This window comes from Burkholderia sp. 9775_39 (assembly GCF_015712225.1).
Lineage (GTDB): Bacteria > Pseudomonadota > Gammaproteobacteria > Burkholderiales > Burkholderiaceae > Burkholderia > Burkholderia cenocepacia.
This window is the reverse complement of record NZ_JACCQC010000024.1, coordinates 40,231-62,500: the sequence shown is the minus strand read 5'-3', so window position 1 is coordinate 62,500 and position 22,270 is coordinate 40,231. Positions and strand designations below refer to the sequence as shown.

Below are 22,270 nucleotides of genomic sequence, written 5' to 3'. Positions count from 1 at the left end.
GAAAACACCATCGGTTCGCACTACGAATCGATGATCACAGAGGGGCGGGACATGAAGAACGGACGACGACTGACCGCAGCCGCGGCCATGCTGGGCTGCCTGCACGCACACGCGCAGACTTCGGGGAGCGTGACGCTGTACGGCACCGTGGACACCGGCATCATCTATTCGACGAACCAGCAGTTCACACGCGTCGACGGCAGCACGGGCGGCGGCCATGCCTGGCAGATGGGCGGCGGCAACCTCGTGCCGTCCCGCTTCGGCTTCCAGGGCGCCGAGCCGCTCGGCGGCGGCCTCAACGCGGTGTTTACACTCGAGCAGCAGTTCCTGTCCGCGAACGGGCAGGCGCTGCAGGGCGGCACCGCATTCAGCCGGCAGGCATGGGTCGGGCTGCGCCAGGACGGAATCGGCACGCTCGGCCTCGGCCGCCAGTACGACTCGTACACCGACATGCTCGGCGCGTACGTATCGAGCAACAACTGGGCGACGCCGTACGGCTCGCATCTCGGCGACGTCGACAACCTGAATGCCGCGTTCAACTTCAACAACGCGGTGAAGTTCACCAGCGCCGATTTCAACGGCCTCACGTTCGGCGGCACGTTCAGCTTCGGCGGGCAGGCCGGCGATTTTTCCGCGAAGCGCGGCTATGCGGTGGCCGCGACGTACACGCGCTCGCCGGTGGCGTTCTCGGTCGGCTACCTCGACCTGCACCAGCCGCTCGACGCGGCGCTCGGCGGCGCGAGCGGCTATATCGGCGATTTCGCGTGCAGCAACCCGGGCGCGATGTACTGCCTGCTGCAGGATGCCGGCTCGATGCGCGCGTTCGGCGCAGGCGGGTCGGTCACGCTCGGCGCGGCGACGGTCGCGCTGACCTACACGCACACGCGGCTCGGCGACAGCCGCTATTTCTCGACCGACGCGCAGCCGCGCACGCAGGCGTTCACGTTCGACATCGGCGAGCTGAACGTCACATACATGTTCACGCCGGCGCTGCAAGGCGGCGTCGCGTACATCTTCAACGCCGCGCATACGGACGGGCGCGGCACGACGCGGTTCCACCAGGTGAACGTCGGCGCGAACTACAGCCTGTCGAAGCGCACCGCACTCTATGCGGTTGCGATCGGCCAGGTCGCGAGCGGCACGGGGCTCGGCACCGACGCGGGCGGCAACGCGGTCAACTATGCGCAGATTCCGGTGCTCGCGAACAGCAATTCGAGCCGGCAGCTGGCGGTGATGGCAGGGATTCGTGTGAACTTTTGACCTCGAACGGCGGGCGGTGGCACGCCGGTCGCGTGCCGCCGTGCGGTCTTCACGGGCATGGGGCGGCATCGGGCGATCGATGGAAAGCCTTGCTTGAAAAAAATCGTCCGTATGCTTGACTGAATGGACCCGGATCGACGGCATCCGCGCGTCAGGTTGCCCGGCTTGCGGCTTGCCACAATACCTTCACGGTCTGCGTGAACAATGGCGACGCTCCAGGCGACTTGACCCGTCGCCGGCGTTGCACACGTGTGCAACGCATGATTGTTCCGCTCCATACGCCGATCGAGAGAGACCACATGACCCTGCTGAGCCGCCTGCGCGCGCTGTCCGCCGCCGTTGCGCTATCCGTTGCCGCCACGCACGCCTTCGCGGCGGATCTCGTCATCGCGGGCCGCGACGACATCTACGGCAAGGGCCTGGCCGACGCCGTCGTCGGCTTCAACAAGCTGCATCCGGGCACCGAGATCGAGCTGCTCAAGCTGCCGAACGCGAACCTGTACCAGAAGCTCAAGCTGTCGATGCGCGAAGGCACCGGCGCGTACGACCTCGTGATGATGGACGACACGTGGGCGCCGGAATTCATCGGCAACGGCTGGCTGAAGTCGCTGCCCGCGGCGCTCGCGGACGCCGATCTCGTGCCGTCCGCCGTCGCGCTCGGCCGCAATGCGGCCGGTGCGCTGTACGCGCTGCCGATCGTCGGCAACGTCGAGATGTTCGCGTACCGCAAGGACCTGCTCGCGAAGTACAAGCTGCAACCGCCGCGCAACTGGGACGACGTGCTGAAGATCGCGCAGACCGTCGGCGGCGCGGACAAGAGCGTGTCGGGTGTCGTGTTCCGCGGCACGAAGGGCAACCCGGTCGTCACGGGCTTCCTGCCGATCCTGTGGGCGTACGGCGGCGACGTGTTCGACCACGCCGGCAACGTGACGATCGATTCGCGCGAAGCGCAGGCCGCGCTGAAGACGTTCCTCGCGCTGAAGGCGTTCGCGCCGAAGGACGTCGACGTGTACGGCGCGGCGGAAGTGCGCGACGCGCTGCAACGCGGCACGGCCGCGCAGTCGATCGAGGTGTGGCCGGCGTGGGTGCCGGCGCTCGACGACGCGAAGCAGTCGCGCGTGGTCGGGCAGATCGCGCTGCAGCCGCCGCCGGGGCAGACCGCGGGCCCGGCGCCGATGCTCGGCATCTGGCAGATGGGCATTCCGAAGGACGCGCCGCACGCGAAGCTCGCGCAGGATTTTCTCGCGTACCTCACCGCGCGCGACACGCAGACGCGCCTCGCCGGCATCGGCATTCCGCCGACCCGCCGCAGCGTGTTCAACGATCCGGCGCTGGTGCGCCAGTACCGCTGGTATCCCGATCAACTGAAGGCGCTCGAGGCCGGCCGTGCGCGGCCGCGTGTGAAGGACTGGCAGCAGGTCGAGAGCATTCTCGGCGATCAGTTGCAGCTCGCGCTGACGGGGCAGGCCGCGCCCGACGCCGCGCTGCGCCAGGCGCAGCAGAAGATCGCGCAGGCGACGGCCGCGGCTGGCAAGTGACGGCTCACGTCGATCCGCTGGCCGGAGCTCGCGCATGAAAGCGTTCGGCCGCAGCCTGCCGTTCGTCGCGCTGCTCGGGCCCGCGCTGCTGGTGCTCGCCGCGCTCGCGCTGTATCCGGTCGCGCAGGTGCTGATCGACTCGTTCTGCCGGGTCGACTACTCGGCCGGCCGCCGCGCGTTCGCGGGGCTCGCGAACTATCGCGCGGTGCTCGGCGACGACGCGTTCGCGGCCGGCTTCGGCAACACGTTGCGCTTCACGATCGTCGCGTCGCTCGCCGAAGTCGCGCTCGGCTTCGGTCTCGCGCTGTTGTTCGTGCGCGCGTTTCCGGGCCGGCGCATCGCATTGCCGCTCGCGATCCTGCCGATGATGCTGTCCACGCTCGTGTGCTCGGCGATCTGGCGCAACTGGCTGAACTTCGACGGCTTCCTCAATGCGCTGCTCGCGGCGTTCGGCATCGAAGGCGTGCGCTGGCTGTCCGATCCGCATCTCGCGCTGTGGTCGCTCGCGCTCGTCGACGTCTGGCAGTGGACGCCGATGGCGTTCCTGATCGTGCTGGCCGGGCTGCAGTCGATTCCGCAGGAACTGTACGAAGCCGCGCGCACCGACGGCGCGAGCGAGTGGCAGTGCCTGCGCGACATCACGCTGCCGCTCGCCGCGCCGCAGATCGGCCTCGCGCTGCTGCTGCGCTCGATCGACACGTTCAAGCTGTTCGACAAGGTCTATGCGCTGACGGGCGGCGGCCCCGGCAACGCGACGCAGACGCTGTCGACCTATATCTACGACACGGGCTTCCGCTTCTTCAACGTCGGTCCGGCGAGTGCCGCGTCGGTGCTGATGCTCGCGGCGTCCGCGCTGCTGGTCTCGGGGTACGTATGGCAGACGGTTCGCAAGCGGCGCGCATGACGACGCGATCGATGGGTATCCCGCGCGCCCGAACGGGCGCCGCATTCGGTCAAACGGTGCCGTGGGCGCTGCGCATCGTCGCGCTCGCACTGTTGCTGCTGCCGTGCCTGTGGATGGCCGGCGCGGCCTTCATGCCGACGCTCGAACGCCTCGATCATCCGTTGCGGATCTGGCCGGCCGCGCCGACCGTCGAGCATTTTGCGTCGGTGTGGTCGAACGGTATCGGCGCGCCGCTGTTCAATTCGCTGCTGGTCGGCTTCGGCACGACGCTGCTCGCACTGGCGCTCGCGTTTCCGGCCGCGTATGCGCTCGTGCGGCTGCGGTTTCCGGCGCGGCTCGACCTGCTGTTCCTGGTGCTCGTGCTGGCGTTGAAGCTGATGCCGCCGATCACGATCGCGGTGCCGCTGTTCGCGCTCGCGAAGCGGCTGCACCTGCTCGATTCGACGCTCGGCCTGATGCTCGCGTATCAGATCTATGCATTGCCGATGGCGATCTGGATGCTGCTCGCGTTCGTGCGCGACGTCCCGATCGAGTACGAAGAGGCGGCGTGCATCGACGGCGCGGGGCTCGCGCGGCGGCTCGTGCAGATCGTGCTGCCGCTGTGCGCGCCGGGGCTGATCGCGACCGCGATCTTCGTGTTCATTGCGGCCTGGAACGAATTCCTGATCGCGCTGCTGTTCGTGTCGACGCCGAGCCGCTTCACGCTGCCGCTCGCGATCGCCGGCTACGTGACGGAGAACGGGATCGACTGGGGCGACCTGATGAGCGCGGGGCTGATGGCGTCGCTGCCCACGCTCGCCGTGGCCGGTTACGTGCAGCGCTACCTGTTGCGCGGGTTCGCGGGCGGATTGAAGTGACGCGCGGGGTGACCGCGCCCGGTCCTGCGTCGTCACGCGCAGCTGTTTCGCACCACCTGCATGACCGGCACGACGCGCGTGCGCGACGGGCCGTCGAACGTCTGCAGCCGGTCCGCGAGCAGGTCGATCGCCGCGAGCGCGAGGCCGCGCGTGTCCTGCCGCAGCGTCGTCAGCCGATAGGCGTCGTACTCGGCGGCGGGGATGTCGTCGAAGCCGATCACGCGCAGGTCGTCCGGTACGCGCAAGCCGAATTCTCGGCGTGCGACGTCGATCACGCCGAGCGCGAGCAGGTCGGACGAGCAGAACACGCCGTCGGGCCGCTCGCCCGTCGCGAACAGTTGCCGCGCCGCGTCGATCCCGCCGGCGTGGGTGTCGGACGGCGTGTCGAGCACGCGGACGAGCGTCGCGTCGAATGCGTCGCGTTGCGCGAGCGCCTGTTCGAACGCCGCGGCGCGCGACCGCGCGCTGTAGCTCGTGCCGCGCGGCCCGACGAACGCGAGCCGGCGCGCGCCGGCCCGCACGAGCCGCTGCGCGGCGTGGACCGCGCCCGCCGCGTTGTCGCTGACGACCACGTCCGCGCCCGGCAGGTTCGCTTCGCGGTTGATCATCACGACCGGAATCCGGTGTTCGAGATACTGCTGCGCGACCGACAGCGGCGGCGACGCGGACGTCATCACGAGGCCCGCGATCCGATAGCTGAGCAGTTGTTCGAGCGATTGCCGGATCTGGCGCGGGTCTTCCGCATTGGTCACGAGCGGCGTGAGCGCGCGCTGCCCGAGCGTGGCCATCAGGTCCGACAGCAGCCGCGCGCGAAACGGGTTCTCGAATCCGGCCGTCACGACGCCGATCATGCTGCTGCGCTGCGTGATCATGTCGCGCGCGATCAGGTTGACCTGGTAGCCCAGCGCCCGCGCGGCGACCATCACGCGTTCGCGTGTTTGCGGCGCGATGCTTGCCGTCGGCGAGAACGCGCGCGACACTGCGGAGCGTGAGACGCCGGCCCGCGCCGCGACATCCGACGCCGTGACCCACGGTTTTCTTTCCTTGTCATTCATCGATTCATGATCCCTTCGAGCCACGATACGTGCGTGCCGCCTGCCGACTGGATGTCGGCGCTCGACGACGCGCGGCCGCTGCATACGCTGACCCTACCGGGCAGCCATGACACCTGTGCGTATACGGTCGACGATTTGCTCGTGCGCACGCAGCGCGCGCCGCTCGAGGCGCAGCTCGCGCATGGCGTGCGGCTGCTCGACATCCGCTGCCGGCACGTGCGCGATGCGTTCGACATCCATCACGGCGGCATCGCGCTCGGCATGACGTTCGACGACGTGCTGGCAACCTGTACGCGCTTTCTCGATGCGCATCCGCGCGAATGCATCGTGATGTCGGTGAAGGACGAATGGCCGGCGCATGCGTGCACGCGCGGTTTCGATGCGACGTTCGACGCGCATCGCGCGCGGCATCCGCGGCTGCGCTGGCATGCCGGCGGCACGCTGCCGACGCTCGGCGACGTGCGCGGCGCGGTCGTGCTGTTGCGGCGCTTTCGCAGCGGCCGGCCGCTCGGCATCGACCTGACCGCGTGGCCCGACAACGCGACGTTCACGATCGACCATCCGGACGGCGCGTTCGTGATTCAGGACGAGTATCGCGTGCCGGTGGCCGCATCGATCGCATGGAAATGGCGTGCGATCGACGCGTTGCTGACGCATCTGCCGCTGCCGGACAGCGGCTGCTGGGCGCTCAATTTCTGCAGCGGAACGGGGATGGGCGCGAATCCGTCGGTGGTCGCACACGGCGATGGCCGCGTGCCGGGCATTCATGCGCGACTGGCGGAGCGCTTGCGCGAACAGCGCGGCCCGTACGGCGCGATGCTGCTCGATTTCTGCGATGACGACGACTGGGCGCTGGTGCGCGCGCTGATCGAATGCAATGCTCGCACGCCGGAGCAGGGCGTCTGGCGCAAGGCGTTTCGCTGTTAGCGGGCGGCGGCGGGTCGCCGGGGCTGCCGCGGCCGGCGAACCCCGTGGATCGGGCGTTCTAGACGATACGTATGAGGTTTCGATTATAGTGACGGCCGTCCCGGACTGCCTGCCCGAATTGCCGTCATGCCTGCATCGATCCTGATTCGCCCCGCCACGCGGGAAGACGCGGCCGCGATGGCCGCCGTGGAAGTGGCCGCCGCGCAGCGGTTTCGCGAGGTCGGCATGGCCGACATCGCCGACGGCGAGCCGACCGATGCGGCTGCCGTGCTCATGCGGATCGACGACGGTCGCGCGTACGTCGCGGTCGATTCGCAAGGCACGTGCGTCGGGTTCGCGTTCTACCGGCTGCTCGATGCGCAGCGGCTGTATCTGGAGGAACTGGATGTCGCGCCGTCGCATGCGGGGCAGCGGATCGGCGCGCGCCTGATCGAGCGGATCATGACGCGCGCCGCGCAAGACGGCATCGTCGAGGTCGTGCTGTCGACGTTCCGCGACGCGCCGTGGAACGCCCCTTATTACGCGCGCCTCGGTTTTCACATCATCGACGACGCATCTCTCGACGACGCGCTGCGCGCGATCCGCGCGCACCACGTCGCGCTCGGTCTCGACGAAACGCAGCGCGTGTTCATGCGTGCCGCCGTGCGCGCCTGAACCCGCGCCGTCCTACCGTCAGGCCGCGTCGCTCAGCGCCGGGTAGTCGGTGTAGCCCGTTTCGCCTTCCGCGTAGAACGTCTCCGGCACCGGCTTGTTGAGCGGCGCGCCGATTTCGAGGCGGCGCGGCAGGTCCGGGTTCGCGATGAACAGCTTGCCCCAGGCGATCGCGTCGGCGCTGCCGTTCGCGAGCGCGGCCTGCGCGGTGTCGAGCGTGAACTGCTCGTTCGCGATCAGCGGGCCGCCGAATGCTTCCTTCAGGCGCGGGCTCAACTGGTCGCCCGAATACGATTCGCGCGTGAAGATGAACGCGATCTTGCGGCGACCGAGTTCGCGCGCGACGTAACCGAACGTGGCCGCCGGATCGGAATCGCCCATCGTATGCGCGTCGCCGCGCGGTGCGAGATGCACGCCGACCCGGCCGGCACCCCACACGTCGATCGCCGCGTCGACCACTTCGAGCAGCAGGCGCGCGCGATTCTCGATCGGGCCGCCGTACGCATCGGTGCGGCGATTGGTGCTGTCCTGCAGGAACTGGTCGAGCAGGTAGCCGTTCGCGCCGTGAATTTCCACGCCGTCGAAGCCCGCTGCCTTCGCATTTTCGGCGCCCTTGCGGTACGCGGCGACGATGCCCGGAATTTCGTCGAGTTCGAGGGCGCGCGGCGTCACGAACGGGCGCGGCGGACGCACGAGGCTCACGTGGCCGCCCGCGGCGATCGCGCTCGGCGCGACCGGCAGGTCGCCGTTCAGGAACATCGGATCGGAGATCCGGCCGACGTGCCAGAGTTGCAGCACGATGCGCCCGCCGGCCGCATGCACGGCCTGCGTGATCTGCTTCCAGCCTTCGACCTGTTCGTCGGACCAGATGCCCGGCGTGTCGGCATAGCCGACGCCTTGCGGCGTGACCGACGTCGCTTCGGTAATGATCAGGCCGGCCGATGCGCGCTCGGCGTAGTAGCGCGCCATCAGCGCGTTCGGCACACGCGTCGCGCCCGCACGGGAGCGGGTGAGCGGCGCCATCACGATGCGGTTCGGCAGGGTCAGGTCGCCGAGGGTAACGGGATCGAACAGCGTGGGCATGGCAGATAACCTCTTCACGAAAGGCGGGAAGCCGTCGCGTCGTGTGCGATGGCGCCCCGCATGGCCGGTTCGGCCGTTGGCTAGAGTTCGCGGCGCAGGGCGTCGTGAAATGCGTCGATGACGGCCTCGTTGCGCTGGAAGAACGCCCATTGGCCGATCCGCGTCGACGTCACGAGCCCCGCGCGCTGCAACGTCGCGAGGTGCGCGGAGACGGTCGACTGCGACAGCCCGCAGCGCGCGTCGATCTGGCCCGCGCAGACGCCGTGTTCGTACGGCAGCGTCTGCTGCGGGAAATGCTCGCCGGGCGTTTTCAGCCAGACGAGAATCTCCCGGCGCACGGGGTTCGAGAGCGCTTTCAGGATCGCGTCGATGTCGAGTTCGGTCGGCATGGAAAGGCTGGGTGTTTCGGTCAGGCAGACGGGTATCGTCGATGGGCGAATCATATATCGTGTTTTGACGATATGTTTGTAAGCACTACCGGCAATGGGGTTGATAGCGTGCGGCGATCTTGGGGGCGGATCAACGCCGGGCGACGCGCCTTCAACGCGGCCGCCCGGTTTCAGGTCATCTCGTCGGCGATCTCATCTCGCCGCACGCGTAACATACGTGGCATCGCGCTTTACTTACGGAGTTCTTTCATGTCGGTTCGGGCCGTCATATTCGATTTCGACCTGACGCTGGCGGATTCGTCCGCCGCGATCATCGAATGCACCCGGTACGCGCTGGATCAACTCGACGCCGCCGGCCCGACACCCGCGCAGATCGGCGCCGTGATCGGACTGCCGCTGCCGGACATGTTCCGTTCGTTGACGGGCGAGACCGTGGCGGCGCGGGCCGATGCGTTCGCGCGGCACTTCGTCGCGCGCGCCGACGAGATCATGGTGCCCGGCACCCGCATCTATCCCGAAGTGCCGTCGCTGCTCGCGGCGTTGCGCGAGCAAGGGCTTGCCGTCGCGATCGTGTCGTCGAAGTTTCGCTACCGGATCGACGCGATTCTCGAACGCAACGGCTTGCAATCGATGGTCGACGTGTTGATCGGCGGGGAGGACGTGCAACGCCACAAGCCGGACCCGGAAGGGCTCGTGCAGGCACTGGCGCGGCTCGGTTTGCCCGCCGCCGCCGCGATCTACGTCGGCGACCATGCGGTGGACGCGCAAGCGGCCGAGCGGGCCGGCATGCCGTTCGTCGGCGCGGTGAGCGGGATGACGTCGTTCGACGCGTGGGCGCGTGCCGGCAAGCAGGCGGTAGCGACGCATATCGGCGAACTGGTCGGCATCGTGCAGCAGCTGCAGCGTCGAGCGGGCGAAGCGTGCGCCGACGCCGAACCGGGTGCGCAGCCGGCCGGCTGACCCGTTTTCGGCAACGGGCCGGCAGCGCGCGACGGATTCTGCGACCATCGCCGTTCAAGTCATATTCGCCACCCGAGCCGCCGCCATGTCCGCCATTTCCGTCGCCTTTGCCTGCCTCCGACGCTTGCGTGCGTTGCCGCTCGCCCGAGCCCTGTCGTTCGCCGTTCCGCTCGCGGTCGCCGCCGTCGGCATGCCGGGCGGCGCGCAGGCCGAAACCGCCACGCCCACGCAGCGCGAACGTCTCGAAGCGCCGGTCAAGGCCGTCGCCGACCAGCGCTTGGCCGTCGACACGCCGCAGGACCGCGCGGAGCTGCCCGTCTACGCGGACCGTCCGCTCGACCAGGCCGCACCCGACGTCACGCGCGTGTTCATCGTGATTCACGGCACGCTCCGTAACGCCGACGCGTATTACGCATCGGGGCGCAAGGTCGTCGAAAAGGCCGGGGCGGCCGGCGCGGGCACGATGGTGGTCGCACCGCAGTTCCTGACCCGTGCCGACGCGCGCGCCTTTTCGTTGTCCGCATCGACGCTCGCGTGGACGCAGGAAGGATGGAAAGGCGGCGAACCGGCGCGCGAGCCGGGCCCGGTCAGCTCGTTCGCGGCGCTCGACGCATTGCTCGCGCATTTCGCCGATCGCGGCCTGTACCCGTCGTTGTCGACGGTCGTCGTGATCGGTCATTCCGCCGGTGCACAGTTGCTGCAGCGTTATGCGGTGGCCGGGCGCGAAGGCGACGCACTGGCGCGTGCCGGCATTGCCGTGCGTTACGTGGTCGCGAATCCGTCGAGCTACCTGTATTTCGACGATGAACGGCCGAATGCCGACGCGCTTGCCGGCGGCGCCTGTCCGCGCGCGACCGAATGGAAGTACGGGTTGAAATCGGCGCCGCCTTATGTCGCGTCGCAGGACGTGCGCGATCTCGAAACGCGCTACGTCGCACGCCATGTCGTGTACCTGCTCGGGCAGGCGGACACGAATCCAACCACGCATTTCATCGACCGCTCGTGCGCGGCGATGGCGCAGGGGCCGTACCGGCTGGCGCGCGGGCTCGCGTATTTCGATTACCTGAAGAAGCGGCATCCGGACGATCTCGCGCAGCAGGTGGTCGAAGTGCCGGGTGTCGGGCACGACGGCGTCGGCATGTTCACGTCCGCTTGCGGGCTGGCCGTGTTGTTCGGGCATGCGCTGCCTCGATCGTGTCCGGTCGTCGCCGGCACCGCGCCGGCGCTGCGCGCGGCGGGGCAGTGAGCCTGCATGCGACGCGCGTGAGCGACGGAAACAGATCGATCAGAAAAATGCAGGAATCCGCACGTTAAATTCATTTCCCGGTTCGGCGCTCGCGGTTCAGGATGACGGTGTTCACAGGAGCGCCCCCATGAACATCACGATCCTCGACGATCATTTCGACACGCTGTGTGCACTGCCGAGCTTTCGCAAGCCGGATGCGCAGCCGATCCACGTAGTCCACCCGAAGGCGTCCGAGCGCGAAGCGGCGTCGCTCGAGCCGTTGATCGATGACCTGCTCGAATGGATCGGGCCCGCCGCGCGGCCGTACGATGAGGTGATCGATGCGTGGCGCACGTCGTGCCCGCGCCTGCCGGTGTGGGAGGAAGCCTGCGCGCGCGGCTACGTGGTCCGGCGTCATACACCTGGCGGCGTGGCGGAAGTGGCGGTGACCCCGGCCGGCCGCGCGCGCCTGCGGGCCCGGCGGGCGTGACCGACGCGCAGGCGTCACGCGTCCGGGTACGGCGTGCCGTCCTTGTGCAGAAACCGGCCGTCGCGGCTCGGGCTCATCATGTCGATGTCCGGGCACGTGATCACGTCGTCCGGCGAGCGCGAGCCGACCTCGAGATAGACGGCGACCGCATCCGATCGGTTGATCAGATGATGGCCGTTACCCGAATTTTTCGGAAACGCCGCGCAGTCGCCCGCGCGCAGCACGGTTTCACCACCGTCCTCGATCATCACGAGCTCGCCTGCGAGCACGTAGACGAATTCGTCCTCGTCGGAATGCCAGTGGCGCTGCGACGACCAGCCGCCTGGCGGCACGCGCATCAGGTTGACGCCGAAATCGCGCAGGCCGCCGGCGTCGCCGAGACGCTGGCGGATGCGCTGCGCGCACGGCGCATCGAACGGCCGCGGATAGCCGCTGCCGCGGCGTTCGGGCACGGTACCGAGATCGATCCTTGGCATGGACGGCTCCGTCTGCCTCGCGGGCGAAGGGGACGACAGTCATTGTAGGCGGCCGCCCGTCGTTCGCCCGCGGTGCGTGGCAGGCCGCGTCATTCGACGGTGATCGTTTCCTTCATGTACGGATGAATACCGCAGAACACCTTGTAGACGCCCGGCTTGTCGAAGCGGAACGAATACGTCTCGTCTTGGTCGAGCGCCTTCGAATGAAAGATGCCGGCGTCGTTGACGACGGTATGCGGCTCCGCGTCGAGGTTCTTCCACGTGATGGTCGTGCCGGCCTTGATCGTGGTCGACATCGGCGAAAACATGAAATTGCGGATCGTCACGAGCGGGCCGGTCGGGCCCTGCGCGAACGCGGCGGGCGGCGTGCAGGCAGCGGCGCCGCACAGGATCAGCACGGCGACGATTCGGTGGCGTTGGAAGCGGATCATGTCGTTCTCCTTATATCGATCACGCGAGCGTCGCATCGTGCAGCGACGACGCGACCGGATGGCCGGCAAACTCGACGGTCGTCACGCCGAGCATCGACGGCAGCCGGTCGTGCGGCACCGTGAGCGGCACGGGGCCCGGGCCGTTGCCGGCCGTCGGCTGCGGGAACGCGGTCGAGCGGGCGGTGTGGAACGTCACGTTGCCCTCGACCTTCGACACGATCTGATGGATGTGCCCGTTCAGGACGGTGACCGAGCCGAAGCGGCGCAGCAATGCCATCGTCTGCGGCGCGTCGCCGGTGCCCCAGCCCCACGGTTCGTAGATGGTCCACATCGGCATGTGCGAGAACACGACGATCGGCGTGCTCGACGAGCGGCCTTTCAGGTCTTGTGCGAGCCACGCGAGCTGCTCGTCGCCGAAGCTGCCAAGCCCGTTCGGCTTGAAGTGCATCACGTTGACGAGGCCGATGAAGTGCACGCCCGCGTGGTCGAAGCTGTAATAGCCGCGGTTGTCCGACGCCTTGCCGAACCGGCCGAAATATTCGGCGCCCGATCCGTCGGTGACGTCGTGTTCGCCGGGCACCGTATGCAGTTCCGTCACGCGCAGCGCGGACAGCAACTGCGACGCGTGATCGAATTCCTCGGGTTTGGACAGGTGCGTGATGTCGCCGGTGTGGATCGTCAGCGCCGGCAGCGCGGGCATCCCGTTGACGAGGTCGATCGTCTGCTTCAGCGTGGCCGACACGTCCGGATTCGCGTCCTTGTTGAAGCCGATGTGCGTATCGCTGATCTGCACGAACAGCGGCCGGCCCGCGTCGGCCGGGCGCGCATCGCCGGCTTGCGCGAGCGCGAGGTCGAACGGCGCGAGAATGCCGCCCGACAACGTGAACAGCGTACCGAGGCCGCCGAAGGCCATGCATTGCAGGGCCTTGCGGCGCGACGGGCGGGTGGGAGTCGATGAAGACATGTGAGCCTCGCATTCGTGTGACGAAACCGGACGGCCGGATCGTCCTGGAATAAGCCGGCGCATTCGCATGCGATACCGGCGAAGCGGCGGATTTATTCCCGCCCGTTACGAGGTTGAACACTCGCATTGACAGCCGACGGGGCGATGCACGATTCCGCCCGGATGAGCCGTCAATGTCCTGTAAGTGACACGTCACATTTGCGTCACGGCCGCCCGATAGCCTCCCACTCCGAACCCCTCTCCGGAGCCCTTCATGCCGAACCTCGCGGCAACGGAAACGGGCGGTGCGGTCGCTCACCGCACACGCGCCCTCGGCCTCGCGCCGCTTTTTCTGATCGTTGCCTGCGGCATCGTCGGTGTCGGCATTCATCCCGGTGCCGGTCTCCGTTTCGTCAAGGACGGTGCGGTGCGGCCGTTCGCGCTGCCGGCCACCTCATACCGGGCACTGCACGGGCTGTTCTGATTCGCACCGCGAGTGCGACGCCCGGCTGCGCGACAGGCGGCCGACCCCATCGATTTTCAATTCCACACAAGACGCTACCGATGGATATCCGTTTCTTCGATCCGAATCGCACTGCCAACGCGTCGGCGTGGCGCGTGCTGCCCAACCGCTGGGATGCGGTCGCGTTTCCGCTGATCATTTGCGTGCTGGCGATGGCGATCGTCGGTTTTCACGAGACGATGGCGCCGATCGGCGTGCTGCAGACGCAGAAGATCTCGCTCGATCCGTCGAACCTGCCCGAATACGCGCTGCGCACCACGCTGCGGATGCTCGCCGCGATGATCGCGTCGCTCGTGTTCACGCTCGTCTATGGCACGCTCGCGGCCAAGAGCCGCCGCGCGGGCATGGTGCTGATCCCGATCCTCGACATCCTGCAGTCGGTGCCGGTGCTCGGCTACATCTCGTTTACCGTCACGTTCTTCCTCGCGCTGTTTCCGGGCCGCGTGCTCGGCGCCGAGCTGGCCGCGATCTTCGCGATCTTCACGAGCCAGGCGTGGAACATGACGTTCAGCTTCTACCAGTCGCTGCGCACGGTGCCGCGCGACCTGAGCGAAGTGTCGCGCGGCTTTCACCTGACGCCGTGGCAGCGCTTCTGGAAGCTCGAGGTGCCGTTCTCGATGCCCGGCCTGATATGGAACATGATGATGTCGATGTCGGGCGGCTGGTTCTTCGTCGTCGCATCCGAGGCGATCACCGTCGGCAACCAGACGATCACGCTGCCGGGCATCGGTGCGTATCTCGCGCAGGCGATCGCGGACAAGAATCTCGGCGCGGTCGGCTGGGTGATCGTCGCGATGTCGGTCGTGATCCTCGCGTATGACCAGTTCCTGTTCCGTCCGCTCGTCGCGTGGGCCGACAAGTTCCGGATGGAGAACACCGCGTCGGGCGATGCGCCGCAATCGTGGCTGCTCGACATGATGCGTCGCACGCACCTGATCCATCAGTTGCTCGTGCCGGCCGGCTGGCTGCTGTCGCAGGCCGCGCGGATTCCGCTGCGCGTGCCGTCGCTGGCGGGTACGCGCGTGCGCGGCGCATCGTCGCGCCGTTCGTCGCGCATCGGCGACATCGTATGGGGCGCGTTCGTGATCGCGCTGACGCTGTACGTCGTGTGGCGCGTCGTCAGTTTCGTCGCGACCGGCGTGACGATGGGCGAGGTGGGCCACGTGCTCGTGCTCGGGCTGATCACGCTGCTGCGCGTGCTGGTGCTGATCGCGATCGCGTCGGTGATCTGGGTGCCGCTCGGCGTGCTGATCGGGCTGCGCCCGAAGCTCGCCGAGAAGATCCAGCCGCTCGCGCAATTCCTCGCCGCGTTTCCGGCGAACCTGCTGTTCCCGGTGTTCGTGATCGTCATCGTCCATTTCCACCTGAACGCGGACATCTGGCTGTCGCCGCTGATCGTGCTCGGCACGCAGTGGTACATCCTGTTCAACGTGATCGCCGGCGCGATGTCCTATCCGAACGACTACAAGGAAGCGACGAAGAATTTCCGCATCCGCGGCTGGCAGTGGTGGCGCCAGGCGATGCTGCCCGGCATCTTCCCGTACTACGTGACCGGCGCGATCACCGCGTCGGGCGGCGCTTGGAACGCGAGCATCGTGTCCGAATTCGTGCAATGGGGCGATACGAAGGTCGTCGCGCACGGCCTGGGCTCGTATATCGCGCAAACGACCGCCGCCGGCGATTTCCCGAAGATCATCCTCGGCATCGCCGTGATGTCCCTGTTCGTTACCTTGTTCAACCGCCTGCTGTGGCGTCCGATGTACGCCTATGCGGAATCCCGGCTCCGTCTCGATTGAGAGTAAGCGCGATGCAAAATTCGACCGTTATCAACGCCCCCGTCAAGACGTCCCAGCCGCTGCAGCCGCCGCGGCTCGGTGAAGAAATCCTGCGCGTCGATCATGTCTGCCGCGGCTTCAACAAGACGCAGGGCGAACTGCTCGTGCTCGACGACGCGAACCTGTCGCTGCGCGAAGGCGAGATCGTCGGCCTGCTCGGCCGCTCGGGCTCGGGGAAATCGACGCTGTTGCGCATCATCGCCGGCCTGATCGAGCCGACCGGCGGCGAAGTGACCTACCTCGGCCAGCCGCTGCGCGGCCCGGCCGAAGGCGTCGCGATGGTGTTCCAGACCTTCGCGCTGTTCCCGTGGCTGACCGTGTTGCAGAACGTGGAAGCCGGGCTGGAAGCGCTCGGCGTCGGTGCACGCGAGCGGCGCGAGCGTGCGCTCGCCGCGATCGACCTGATCGGTCTCGACGGTTTCGAGAACGCGTATCCGCGCGAGCTGTCGGGCGGGATGCGCCAGCGCGTCGGTTTTGCGCGCGCGCTCGTCGTCGACCCGACCATTCTGCTGATGGACGAGCCGTTTTCCGCGCTCGACGTGCTGACGGCTGAAACGCTGCGCACCGATCTGCTCGATCTGTGGACGCAAGGCCGGATGCCGATCAAGTCGGTGCTGATCGTCACGCACAACATCGAGGAAGCGGTGTTCATGTGCGACCGGATTCTCGTGCTGTCGTCGAATCCGGGCCGCGTGATCGCCGAGATCAAGGTGCCGTTCAAGCATCCGCGTAACCGGCTCGATGCCGATTTCCGCAAGCTCGTCGACGACATCTACGCGAAGATGACCGCGCGCCAGACCGGCGAGGCGACGAAGAAGGGGCTCGAGCTGGGTAGCTGGATGCCGCGCGTGTCGACCAACCTGATGGCCGGCCTGATCGAGACGCTCGCGATGGCGCCGTACCATGGCCGCGCCGACATGCCGGAAATCGCACGCTCGCTGCATCTGGAGGTCGATGAACTGTTCCCGATCGCGGAAGTGCTGCAGCACCTCGGCTTTGCGGACGTGCGCGAAGGCGACGTGTTTCTGACGCCGCCCGCCCGCGTGTTCGCGGAATTCGGCACGCAGGAGCGCAAGCTGATGTTCGCCGATCACCTGCTGAAGCACGTGCCGCTCGCGGCGCGGATCAGGAAGGTGCTGAACGAGCGTCCGGGCCATCGTGCGCCGCGCGTGCGCTTCGAGCAGGAGCTGGAGGATTTTCTGTCCGACGAGGCGGCGGAGGAAACGCTCGATGCGGTGATCGACTGGGGGCGGTATGGGGAGGTCTTTTCGTATAACGACAAGACGGAAGTGTTCAGTCTGGAGGATGTCGAGTCGTAAAGTCGGAAAGTAGATCTGTAAGGCGCGACATCCATTCGTCGTCGATGTCGCGTCGACGTCGAGCCCTGCTGCACGGCAGCCAGCACTGCCGACAAGTTCGCCCGTCACAGTGCCGGCAAGCGTCACCTAAGCGCTATCCGACCGAATCGGAAGCGAATCCGGGCGTCATTCCTGCTTTAGAGCAATGCCCAGTGAAATTGATGCGTGACAATTTTCTACATTGTAAATTTCGATTGATTATCGAATTGGTTGTCTTGTGTCATTCGGGGTGTTGATGATTTGAATGGAGATTTATTGGATAGATTTATTCTTGAAATCAACCTGCATTTCCACTGAATTGAATTTGTTGTGTTCAGTGCGGGGTTGAAGTATGGGTAACCGAGAACCCCAGTTTTGCTGGTCTGTAGGCCTAACTTCGCCATCCGATGATTCCGTTTGACGGTGCTTGAGGGCGCTGGGTTTGAGTTAAAAAGAGATAATAAAAAATATAAATTTTAACCATCGTGGATATAAATTAATAAAATAAAAAAGCTATTTCCATGATGATGTGAAAATGCATGATTAACAGATCCGATGCCGGTGCATGTTCATTTTCGTGAATACATGCTTCACTAGCGAGAGCGTTGTGGCACTGCGTCCCTGAATGCGTAAATGGGCGAACGTGCCGGTGTAAAACCTCTCGTTCAACGGCAACCATGCGAACCATTCAGGATGTACTGAAACACCCCAATTCGGTCGTTACCCAGCCGCTGCATCTCGAGATTGCGGCGCTCGATGCGCCGGTCTCCGTTTTGTCGTTCGTCCTGACCGAGGAAATGAATACGCCATTTCTCGCGGACATCACCGTAACCTCGCAGGACAAGCGGATCGACGGTGCGACTATTGTGGGCCAGCCGGCAGTCTTCACGATCGAGGAGCATGCTTCCGTGCCGGCGCTGGCCGCGGTGATCGATCCGGTCCGGCATGCGGCACGTACCGTACACGGCGTCGTCACGCAATGGACTCGCGTCAGAACGTCTCACGACGAAGCAACCTACCAAGTCCATCTGAAGCCGCGTTTCTCGCTGCTCGAAGAGGTGCACGATTCGGCTGTATTTCTCGACAAGTCGCTTCGCGAGCTGCTGAGCGACATGATCGTCGATCGCAGCCTGTTCCAGTCCTTCGACGTCGAGTTCGAACTGGAAGGGCTTGACGGAAAGCTGGAACAAACCGTGATGTATGAGGAGACGGTCGCGAACTTTATCGACCGGCACTGCCGCCGCTCAGGAGTCTATTACTACTTCAAGCAGGCGAAGAAAGAGGACGGCCCGCAACGCGACACGTTGGTGTTCGGCAATACACCGCGCGGCTATATGCGAGCGCTCGAAGTGCCGTTGTTGCCGTATTCCGGCCTGGCGAGTTGGCACGAGGCGATCCTGACACTGGAGGTTACGCGCGCGCTGGTGCCGCAGACGGTGCGCGAATGGGATCACAACTATCGCGTCCCCGACGATCCGCTGCAGGTCGAATCGATCGTGGCCCATGACGACCGCTCTATCTATGGGAGCATCAACCGCAGCATCGAGCATTTCCATTCGGTCGAGGAAGGGCAGGCGCTGGCTGACGCGCGGCGTGACGAACTGCTCACGCGGCAAGTGCGGCTCACGGGCACGAGTGACGTCATCGGCATGACGCCTGGCATGGTGGTGCGGATCAGCAATGACGAGGTGCACGAGGCGCCGCACGGGCTGGTGATCACGAAGCTCGTCACGACCGGCAGCCGCAGCCAGTCGGTAGTCAACACCTTCGAAGCGATTCCCGCACATCAGACCTACCGGCCTGAATACGTTCCTGAAAAGCATTGGCGATGGATCGCCGGCATGCTGATCGGTGTGGTCGAGTCCGGCGACGACGAGCCGTACGCATGGATGGACGAATATGGCCGATATCGCGTCCGGCTGCTGTTCACCCGGCACAGCGGCAAGCGCGGCACGAACAGCATGCCGTTGCGGCTGTTGCGTGCGTCCGCGTCGTATCAGGGCGGCCTGCACATCCCGTTGCTGCCGCGGTCCGAAGTACGCGTCGTCGCGACCCAGGGAAATTGCGACCGCCTGCTGATCGCAGGGGCTCTGCATGACCATGCACGTCGGGACCTCGTCCACGGAAAGGAAGGGTGGTACAGCCGCGCCGTATTCCGCTCGCCGTTGCTCGGCAACAAGTTGCGCTTCGAGGATTTGAAAGACCACGAGGGCATCCGGTTGGCGACGGTGTTCGGGCAGTCGTCGCTCAACATGGGCCATCTGGTCGACAGGGACAAGAACAAGCGCGGCCAGGGTTTCGAACTGACCACGCAGCACTGGGGCACGTTGCGCGCGCCGAAGGGGCTGTTCGTTTCGGCAGACGCAGCAGGCGGATCCGAGACGCCGCATCTCGACATGCCCGCCGCTATCGCGCAACTCAAGACCGCATTGCAGCGCGTAACGGACCTTGCGGCTGCGACGACGCAAGCCAAGGCCGACCCTGCGGACCGCGCGACGCAGGCGGCGCTGCTCGACGGCCTCGATCAGCTTCGCGACGCGGGGCTGCTTGCGAGTGCTCCCGGCGGCATCGCGTTCGTGACACCGAAATCACTGCAGCAATCGGCGGGCGAGAACGTGATCGTTACCGCAGGGCAGAACATGGACGTGAGCATCGTGAAGCGATTGCGCATGGTGGCGGGTGACCTGATCTCGCTGTGTTCGCACAAGCTCGGCATCAAGATTTTTTCGAAAGGAAAAATCGAGCTTCAGGCGCAAGGTGCTTCGATGGATCTCTTCTCCGACGAGCAATTGCACGTGTCGAGCGCCGGCGCGAATGTGCTCGTGAGCGCGAAGACCAGGGCGATGGTGGCGTGCGGCGGCGCGTCGATGACCATCGAGAACGGCAATGTCGTCTTCAATTGTCCGGGTGAATTTCGCATCAGGGCCGCCTCATTCGTGTTCGAAGGGCCGCGCCATACGTCCGTCAACTTGCCGCAACTGCCGGTGAGCGACTACTCGCCCAACTCAAGATACAGCCACACACGGTAACGACATGATCATCAGCCCACCTTTTTTGCCCAAAGCCGGCCTTGCGGCCCCGACCGGGCCGAACCCCGATCCGATGATGGACGCCGTAGACGAGCGCGAATGCGATCACGGCATCTATCCGATCGCCTTCGATCGGCGCTGGCATTGCGGCATGCATCTTCAGCCCGATGAGAAAGGCGAGGTGTACGCGATCGCCGATGGGGAAGTCGTTGCCTATCGGGTCTGCCAGCATGCGGTCGACAGCGGCGCGAGCCATATCGGCTTCGTGTTGCTCAAGCACACGACCGAGACGGGGGAAGGCCGCGCGCTGGTCTTCTACTCACTTTATATGCATCTGTTGCCGCTGGTGGAATATGAGGAGCACGGCGCAGATAAAAACCGTTTGCCGGAATTCCTGCGCATGCCGACTGGCCCGGTGAGCAGAGGGCAGGTGACGCCGGCTGTCGCGGGGGAGGGCAAGAAGGTCCGGCGCAAGGATGTACTGGGGTGGCGCGGTCAATATGAGGAGATGCCGCATTTGCATTTCGAAATCTTCATGTTGCCGGACGATTTCGACGCCTACTTCGGGAGGACACAGCTGGGTAACAGCACACCCACTTCGCCGAATGGAACGGACTGGTGGGGGCACGCGTATTTTGTCATTCCGGCAGGCAGTAACTTTCGTCGTTTGCCTGAGAAGGCCGATGCTCGAAACAAGTTGCACGGGATTGAATTCAAGCCGGGTCACGAGGGTTCGAATACCTTGCCGTTGCTTGTCGAGACCTACTTCAGCGTCGGCTCGAAATACACCAAGGTCTGGAGTATGGCGCAAGACGGCACCCGCACGCTGCTTACGCCGCAACCCGTCGAGGAAAAAGACTACGAATACGACCTGTACAAGCGTGCGACGGCGCTTTATTCGTCATGTCCGAGCGACGGCTACGAGCTGCTGCGTTTCGGTCGCATCCTATCGCCGTCTCAAACATTGGCAGCAGATGCGCGCATGACGTGGATGCAGGTCAATTGGGCAGCGGGTAAGGCAGGTTACATCGATATCAATGACCCGAGTATCCAGAAGTTCTCCGATGCGGATTTCCTGTCATTTATGGGCTGGCAGAAAATCAGTGAAGGGAACACTCCGTTCGACAGCGATGGAATGTGCGATGTGGCAGTGTTGAAAGAAATACTGGGCGATGCCGCTCCGCGCGAGGTACCGGCGGTGAAAGATGAAACGCCGGAAGCGCACAAGGCGAGAGCGCTTTCAGGGTATGTACAAGGCAACGCCCAGGTACGGCAGCAGTTGCGCCGGCTCGTCTGCAACGCGCCGAGTGAATGGGACAGTACGAACAACGAGGAGCGTTACGCGAGTCTGCTTGACGAGGGTGGCTACTATCACGGAAATGACAAAGGCTACAACGATTTCATGAAGTATCTGAAGGAAGTTCAGTTTTGGGACAAAACGGGGCTTCCGGCGGGGCAGAAGTTGTGGTTTTTTCATCCGCTTGAATTTATTCGGCATTTCAGGAAATGCGGGTGGATTGATAGGAGTGAGTTCGAAAATATCTATGCAGATACCCGCTATAGCCGGGGGCAGCTGCCAACTCCGAGTCAATTGCGTGATGCTTACTTGGGACCATTAAATAAGACGACGAGAAAGTATGGGCTGACATCGCTGATCCGGTTATCCCATTTTATTGGTCAAGGTGCTATTGAGAGCAACTGCTTGGCGAGTATGCAGGAAACAAGCATGCTCGGAAAATTTAAGGATGGAAAGTTTTACGGTCAAGTTATCAATCCGATATCAAAAGTGCCAGAGTCTACATTGGGACATTGGTATGGTCAGAATTCTGGTGAGGATGATGCTTGGTATCGGTCGGAAAAATTTAACAGTAAAGGTGCGCGCATCGCGAGCTCGTACGACTGGCGGAATGGTAACTGTGATCGGGGCGATTCACAGAAGTTCCGTGGAAGAGGTTTCAAGCAATTGACAGGGCGAAGTAATTATGCGGGTTACTGGGTATTCAGAGGATGGATTTCGAAATCGTCCTTTACCGAATCGTGGTGGACCGACTCAGCATTTCGTGCACGAAATCGCGGTGGTATGACGAAGATTCCCGCAGTAATTGATAGGCCTCATGATGTTGCTCTTCCTGATAACAGTATGGATAGTGGAGGGTTTTATATGAGAATCGAGCGGCCGGAGGTGGCTAGGAATATCGATCGTGATTCCTCGGGAGTAGCAATTTCGGAAGCCGATCGACAAAGGGAGCGGGCGATATCGCGCGATGTTACGTATGCCATTAACGGGGGCTATACAGACTGGGAGCGACGTTTGGAGTTCACGCGCTTTGTTAAGAGTGTGATTTTGTAATGGAAAT

General features: G+C 64.8%; 20 protein-coding genes. 14 read left to right on the top strand and 6 right to left on the bottom strand.

The genetic code is table 11. The annotated features are described in order from the left end of the window. Positions 1–51: 51 nt before the first annotated feature. From H0X90_RS27120 to H0X90_RS27105, 4 genes are all read left to right on the top strand, one after another. Positions 52–1,260, top strand: a complete 1,209-nt coding sequence (locus H0X90_RS27120; RefSeq protein WP_077189317.1) for a porin — start codon at positions 52–54, stop codon at positions 1,258–1,260. A gap of 299 nt (positions 1,261–1,559) precedes the next feature. After that, entirely contained in the window at positions 1,560–2,798 is a 1,239-nt protein-coding gene (locus H0X90_RS27115) for an ABC transporter substrate-binding protein (protein ID WP_077189318.1), read from the top strand. Between the two features lie 34 nt (positions 2,799–2,832). Next, entirely contained in the window at positions 2,833–3,702 is an 870-nt protein-coding gene (locus tag H0X90_RS27110; protein WP_006480925.1) for a carbohydrate ABC transporter permease, read from the top strand. Continuing rightward, positions 3,699–4,559: a carbohydrate ABC transporter permease gene (locus H0X90_RS27105; protein ID WP_020979708.1), complete on the top strand. Its 861-nt coding sequence runs from the start codon at positions 3,699–3,701 to the stop codon at positions 4,557–4,559. The genes H0X90_RS27110 and H0X90_RS27105 overlap by 4 nt, the downstream gene beginning before the upstream one ends. 32 nt (positions 4,560–4,591) lie before the next feature. Here H0X90_RS27105 and H0X90_RS27100 read toward each other — a convergent pair whose 3' ends face one another. Next, positions 4,592–5,614, bottom strand: a complete 1,023-nt coding sequence (locus H0X90_RS27100; protein ID WP_058903277.1) for a LacI family DNA-binding transcriptional regulator — start codon at positions 5,612–5,614, stop codon at positions 4,592–4,594. Between the two features lie 6 nt (positions 5,615–5,620). Between H0X90_RS27100 and H0X90_RS27095 the strand changes: the two genes are divergently transcribed. Next, positions 5,621–6,541 (top strand): phosphatidylinositol-specific phospholipase C, encoded by a 921-nt coding sequence (locus H0X90_RS27095; protein ID WP_153053958.1) that lies wholly within the window; start codon positions 5,621–5,623, stop codon positions 6,539–6,541. Positions 6,542–6,667: 126 nt separating this feature from the next. Continuing rightward, complete coding sequence (locus H0X90_RS27090) at positions 6,668–7,195, top strand: GNAT family N-acetyltransferase (RefSeq protein WP_077189319.1); 528 nt, start codon at positions 6,668–6,670, stop codon at positions 7,193–7,195. A gap of 18 nt (positions 7,196–7,213) precedes the next feature. Here the strand turns inward: H0X90_RS27090 and H0X90_RS27085 are convergent, their stop codons facing one another. Continuing rightward, positions 7,214–8,275, bottom strand: a complete 1,062-nt coding sequence (locus H0X90_RS27085) for an alkene reductase (protein ID WP_006484418.1) — start codon at positions 8,273–8,275, stop codon at positions 7,214–7,216. Positions 8,276–8,355: 80 nt separating this feature from the next. After that, positions 8,356–8,664 (bottom strand): helix-turn-helix transcriptional regulator, encoded by a 309-nt coding sequence (locus tag H0X90_RS27080; protein WP_006496873.1) that lies wholly within the window; start codon positions 8,662–8,664, stop codon positions 8,356–8,358. A gap of 249 nt (positions 8,665–8,913) precedes the next feature. Between H0X90_RS27080 and H0X90_RS27075 the strand changes: the two genes are divergently transcribed. From H0X90_RS27075 to H0X90_RS27065, 3 genes are all read left to right on the top strand, one after another. Then, positions 8,914–9,624 (top strand): HAD family hydrolase, encoded by a 711-nt coding sequence (locus H0X90_RS27075; RefSeq protein WP_077189320.1) that lies wholly within the window; start codon positions 8,914–8,916, stop codon positions 9,622–9,624. Between the two features lie 85 nt (positions 9,625–9,709). Continuing rightward, positions 9,710–10,870, top strand: a complete 1,161-nt coding sequence (locus tag H0X90_RS27070) for a hypothetical protein (protein ID WP_077189321.1) — start codon at positions 9,710–9,712, stop codon at positions 10,868–10,870. A 127-nt stretch (positions 10,871–10,997) separates the two neighbouring features. Next, positions 10,998–11,339, top strand: coding sequence for a 3-phosphoglycerate dehydrogenase (locus H0X90_RS27065; protein WP_077189322.1), 342 nt, complete (start codon positions 10,998–11,000; stop codon positions 11,337–11,339). Positions 11,340–11,353: 14 nt separating this feature from the next. On the opposite strand, the gene H0X90_RS27060 is transcribed toward H0X90_RS27065, so the two are convergent. From H0X90_RS27060 to H0X90_RS27050, 3 genes are all read right to left on the bottom strand, one after another. Further along, positions 11,354–11,815 (bottom strand): cupin domain-containing protein, encoded by a 462-nt coding sequence (locus H0X90_RS27060; RefSeq protein WP_048988653.1) that lies wholly within the window; start codon positions 11,813–11,815, stop codon positions 11,354–11,356. Positions 11,816–11,904: 89 nt separating this feature from the next. Next, the gene (locus H0X90_RS27055; protein ID WP_058903273.1) at positions 11,905–12,246 is read right to left on the bottom strand and encodes a cupredoxin family copper-binding protein; all 342 of its coding nucleotides are present in this window, start codon (positions 12,244–12,246) and stop codon (positions 11,905–11,907) included. A 19-nt stretch (positions 12,247–12,265) separates the two neighbouring features. Continuing rightward, complete coding sequence (locus H0X90_RS27050) at positions 12,266–13,210, bottom strand: metallophosphoesterase (RefSeq protein ID WP_077189323.1); 945 nt, start codon at positions 13,208–13,210, stop codon at positions 12,266–12,268. Between the two features lie 253 nt (positions 13,211–13,463). On the opposite strand from H0X90_RS27050, the gene H0X90_RS27045 reads away from it, so the two are divergent. The 5 genes from H0X90_RS27045 (at position 13,464) to H0X90_RS27025 (ending at position 22,263) form a co-directional block, all read left to right on the top strand. Further along, positions 13,464–13,673: a hypothetical protein gene (locus H0X90_RS27045; RefSeq protein ID WP_006484431.1), complete on the top strand. Its 210-nt coding sequence runs from the start codon at positions 13,464–13,466 to the stop codon at positions 13,671–13,673. Positions 13,674–13,753: 80 nt separating this feature from the next. Next, the gene (locus H0X90_RS27040; RefSeq protein ID WP_006484435.1) at positions 13,754–15,508 is read left to right on the top strand and encodes an ABC transporter permease subunit; all 1,755 of its coding nucleotides are present in this window, start codon (positions 13,754–13,756) and stop codon (positions 15,506–15,508) included. An 11-nt stretch (positions 15,509–15,519) separates the two neighbouring features. Further along, positions 15,520–16,866, top strand: coding sequence for an AAA-associated domain-containing protein (locus H0X90_RS27035; RefSeq protein WP_077189324.1), 1,347 nt, complete (start codon positions 15,520–15,522; stop codon positions 16,864–16,866). 695 nt (positions 16,867–17,561) lie between these two features. Next, positions 17,562–19,913, top strand: a complete 2,352-nt coding sequence (locus H0X90_RS27030; RefSeq protein ID WP_077189325.1) for a type VI secretion system Vgr family protein — start codon at positions 17,562–17,564, stop codon at positions 19,911–19,913. Positions 19,914–19,917: 4 nt separating this feature from the next. Next, positions 19,918–22,263, top strand: a complete 2,346-nt coding sequence (locus H0X90_RS27025; RefSeq protein WP_077215611.1) for a M23 family metallopeptidase — start codon at positions 19,918–19,920, stop codon at positions 22,261–22,263. Positions 22,264–22,270: the final 7 nt, after the last annotated feature.